Here is a 4,669-nt window from a genome sequence, read left to right on the forward strand (position 1 = left end):
ATGTTCATCAAGGCCAGAAGTGACAAAGACTTCGTTAAACAGGCCGGATATATGGCAGCAACCTGCCACGTCATCGAAGCATAGAGCCTTTGCAAACTGGGAGGAGACCATATATGGGACGAGCGCCAGCGATTCCCAACAAAACACCACCACCTCAAAATTTAGACAACAAAAAACCCCGCTCACCGAAGTGAACGGGGTTTTCTAAAAGCCTAGCTTAGTGAATCAGCAGATCAGCCTTTGATATCAGCTTCTACTTCTTCGAAGCGCTGTTCGATAGAACGTGCTGGAGGCGCAGTTGCCAGCGTCGCAACGATGATTGCAACGAAGGCAAAGATGATGCCCGGAATGATCTCATACAGATCAAACAGACCACCGCTCAGCTGCTTCCAAACCACGACAGTCACACCACCAACGATGATACCGGCCAGTGCACCCGCTTTATTCATACGCTTCCAGTACAGGGACATAATCAGCGCAGGACCAAATGCCGCACCAAAACCTGCCCATGCATAGGACACCAACGCCAGAACTTTAGAGTCTTTATCCAGCGCAAGGAACGTCGCAATAACAGCGATCACAACCACGGCGATTCGACCAACCTGCACCAGTTTTTCCTGAGTCGCATTTTGGTTGAACAGTGCTTTGTAGAAATCTTCTGCCAATGCGGAAGAGGACACCAACAGCTGGGAATCTGCGGTAGACATCACTGCCGCCAGAATTGCTGCCAGCAATACACCCGCGATTGCTGGGTGGAACAGTGCATCAACCAGCACCATAAATACGGTTTCGTTATCGCCCAGGCCTTCAGGCAGGTAACCAATTGCTGCCAGACCGATCAGACAAGCACCCACCATAGAGATTGCAGACCAGATCACCGCAATACGACGTGCAGCCGGTACCGCGTCTTTGCTCTTGATACCTTTGAAACGCGCCAGAATGTGTGGCTGACCGAAGTAACCCAGACCCCAACCCAGCAAAGACAACGTACCGATCACGGTAATGCTGGTGCCGTCCGCGTTGGTAAACATATTCAGCAGCTCAGGATTTTTCGCCTCCACTGCCGCCAGCGTACCGCTCAAGCCTCCGATCTCGCCCATGGCGATCAGCGGCACCAGAATCAGTGCACCGACCATCAACAACCCCTGAACCACGTCCGTCCAGGATACTGCAAGGAAACCACCAAACAGGGTGTAGGAGATCACCGCCGCAGCACCCACAAGGACCGCAATGGTGTAGTCAAAACCGAATACGGTTTCAAACAGCTTACCACCCGCCACCAGACCGGAGCTGGTGTAGAACATGAAGAACACCAGTACAAATACTGCTGATACCACACGCAAACTGTGGCTGCTATCTTCAAAACGCTTTTCAAAGAAAGCAGGCAGAGTCAGCGCGTTGTCCGCTTTATAGGAGTAAACACGCAGGCGCTGAGCAACCAGCAACCAGTTCAGCCACGTACCGACCAGCAGGCCACCCGCCAGCCAGAAGGACCCGTAGCCTGCAGACATTGCGTAGCCCGGCAAGCCCATCAGCAGCCAGCCACTCATATCGGATGCGCCAGCACTCAGTGCACTTGGGATTGGACCCAGATTACGACCACCCAGTACGTAGTCGGATAGATCCTGCGTACGACGGTACGCCACGACGCCGATCGCCAGCATCAAGATCAGGTAAACAATAAAGGTAAGGGTTACCATGAAATGAAACCTCTTAGTTACGTTATGGTTATTATAGGTTTGGACAGAGCAGGCAGCCCGGATGACGCCTTTTCTTCATCACTGTATGAGCATGTATTAGCGCGGGATCTTCGCCGCTGCTGACAGGCAAGCACACTGGGAGATAGCTTATAGACAAAGTTCAAGGCGATTGTCCTAATTCACAAACAACGAAAGTTCATACGCTCAATTTTACACCCTTAGAAAGTCGTAACACCCCTCTAATCATATAAAAACAGGTATTTGTCCTGATCACGTCATACTCAGGCACGCCCAACTCTATTGATCCCTTTCGGAAGTCCTTAATACTGTTAGAAAAATTACCCAATCCACCCTTCCAACAGGCTTATCCACCCACCCAGGGACAAATAAAGCGTCAGTCTATTTTTACTGTATTTTTTCAACAAGCAGCCGTATGCTTCGAATTATTAACCTTCGAATGTACAAACAACTATAAAGTGGCACATCAATGGATAAATTGGACAAGCTTGATCTGGCGATTCTGCGCGAACTTCAGAAAAATGCCCGCGTGACAGTCACCGAACTGGCATCCCGTGTCGGCTTGTCCAAAACCCCTTGCCAGATCCGTATGAAGCGACTGGAAGAACAAGGCTACATTCTGGGCTATATCGCACTGGTTGATCAGAAAAAACTGGGGACTAAGCATGTCGCCTTCGTACAGGTTTCTCTTAACGATACAAAAACCAAAGCGTTAAAAGCCTTCAATGACGCAGTTCGCGCCATCCCTGAAATCGAGCAATGCCATATGATCGCCGCTAATTTTGATTACTTGCTCAAGGTCCGCACCACCGATATGGAGTCTTACCGCGCGGTGCTGGGTGAAAAGATCTCCTCCCTGCCCCATGTCACACAGACCAGCACCTTTGTGGTGATGGAAGATGTCAAAGATATAGAAGCCAAACTGCTCTGACCCGAGCTCATCTGGCAGGCAAATCGCCTAAACGCTTTTCGATTGAAGCATCACTAAGGAATTACTTTGAACCGCAAAGCCGTTTTGCTGGCTTTGGGCTGCGTATTGATGTGGTCCACTGTTGCCAGTGCATTTAAACTGACCCTGTCGCTGATCACTCCACTCCAGATGCTTTGGCTGGCAGTTGCGACCAGTTGCGGCATCCTCATTATAGCCGCCGCCATGCAGGGAAAGCTCTCGTTGGCACGCGATTATATGCGCGAATCGCCGGGCTATTTCATGCTGCTATCAGCACTCAACCCCACCGCTTACTACCTAATATTGTTCGCCGCCTACGACATGTTACCGGCACAACAAGCACAAGCCCTGAACTACACGTGGGCGGTGGTGCTGAGTATTCTGGCGGTGCCATTTTTAGGCCAGCGTTTTACGGTCATGAACGGTATCAGCGTACTCATCGCCTATACCGGCGTACTGGTGATCGCCACCCAAGGAGACCTGCTGGCGCTGGATTTTCAGAACCCGCTTGGCGTAGCACTGGGAGCAGGTAGCTCAATCTTTTTTGCCAGCTATTGGATTCTGAATACCCGCAAACCCCGTGATGCCGTCGCATCCCTGCTCCTGTGCTTTAGCCTGAGTTTGCCCATTCTGACAGTGCTGATGATATGGCAGGATGGTTTCAATGCCATTCCGTGGCCGGCGATCGGCGGCGGCATCTATATTGGTACCTTTGAGATGGGATTCGCGTTTCTGCTTTGGATGAATGCATTACGCCTGAGCACCAATACTGCACAGCTGAGTAATCTGGTCTACTTGTCACCGCCAATATCATTAATCCTTCTCGCCGCTATCGTCGGGGAACCGGTGATGATCTCAACTGTTATTGGCTTAGTTCTGATTATCGGTGGCGTCGTCATCGGGCAATTCAAACGTGCATAAATAGCGAACGCAAGATTGCCTCACCTGCCTTAACTCCCGCGTATGACGACCCTATCAGGTGCCGTACATCAGCGCTAACACCTTCATTTGTGACGCTTTTGTTATGGAACGACAATGAAACAATTCTTGCTCTTTTCGCAGAACGTCTATAATGACTGGATTAACAAACACACGCTAAGTTGTTGTTTTCAAAAACCCTTCAAGGATTAAGGTTAATATGAAAATCCAGCACAAAATTGTTGCTATCCCACTGGCCGTCATGCTCCTGGTTAGCACCGTCACATTTATCCTTGTAGAGACTTACCTTGAGTCCCAGCTGATTGAGCGCAACAAAAATGAACTGAACACGCTGGCTATGGCATCACTTGAGTCCGTTAGAACACTGGAAACAATCGATACTCAGGGTGAACAGCACGTTATTCGTTCATTTCAGAAACTGGCAGAAAATATTGCACATGCGGGTGATTTTCGCGTCACCTATATAGATGCCAACGGCAGAGTTCTTGGAGATTCAGATATAAGTTTCGACCAGCTATCACACATCGAAAATCACGCTGATAGGGAAGAAATACAACTCGCGCTGGCCAACGGAAAAGGAATTGCCGAACGCTACAGCGCTACGCTCTCCACTGATATGTTATATGTGGCCGTTCGCTCTAACGAGGGACATTACACGGATAATAACTCACATTTAGCACACCCTATTATTGCCCGTATCGCACGCTCGCAGTCCTCTATTTATGCAGCCATCTATGAGCTGAGAGAAACACTGCTCTTAACGGGCGTCCTAAGCATCGCGGCTGTTTTGGCATTAGGCTTGTTCGGTGCCCGCATTATGAAACGAACGGTTCAGAACGAGCAGCAACTGCTCGAAAAACGCGTTGAAGATCGCACCACCGAGATCTCTATACTGCAAACCTTTGGCGGCTTGCTTAATGCGTGCTCCACACTGGATGAAGCCAGCGAAGTATTAAATAACGTCATTCCCAGACTGTTGCCGGAATTTAAAGGCAGCATTTCGATCATCAAATCCTCTCGCAACCGGCTGGATCGTATCGCTGACTGGGGAGGCGACTGGCCC

General features: G+C 49.9%; 3 protein-coding genes and 1 pseudogene. 3 read left to right on the forward strand and 1 reads right to left on the reverse strand.

The features are described 5' to 3' along the window. Nucleotides 1-233: 233 nt before the first annotated feature. The gene (gene putP, locus ABYW01_RS14605; protein WP_372833970.1) at nucleotides 234-1,700 is read right to left on the reverse strand and encodes a sodium/proline symporter PutP; all 1,467 of its coding nucleotides are present in this window, start codon (nucleotides 1,698-1,700) and stop codon (nucleotides 234-236) included. Between the two features lie 487 nt (nucleotides 1,701-2,187). On the opposite strand from putP, the gene ABYW01_RS14610 reads away from it, so the two are divergent. The 3 genes and pseudogenes from ABYW01_RS14610 to ABYW01_RS14620 form a co-directional block, all read left to right on the forward strand. After that, nucleotides 2,188-2,649, forward strand: coding sequence for an Lrp/AsnC family transcriptional regulator (locus ABYW01_RS14610; RefSeq protein ID WP_193954617.1), 462 nt, complete (start codon nucleotides 2,188-2,190; stop codon nucleotides 2,647-2,649). A 66-nt stretch (nucleotides 2,650-2,715) separates the two neighbouring features. After that, on the forward strand, nucleotides 2,716-3,588 hold the full coding sequence (locus ABYW01_RS14615) for a DMT family transporter (protein ID WP_372833973.1): 873 nt from the start codon (nucleotides 2,716-2,718) through the stop codon (nucleotides 3,586-3,588). Nucleotides 3,589-3,805: 217 nt separating this feature from the next. Continuing rightward, nucleotides 3,806-4,669, forward strand: a pseudogene (locus ABYW01_RS14620) (hypothetical protein); the annotation flags it as partial.

It is taken from the genome of Pontibacterium sp., from assembly GCF_041587635.1.
Lineage (GTDB): Bacteria > Pseudomonadota > Gammaproteobacteria > Pseudomonadales > Balneatricaceae > Pontibacterium.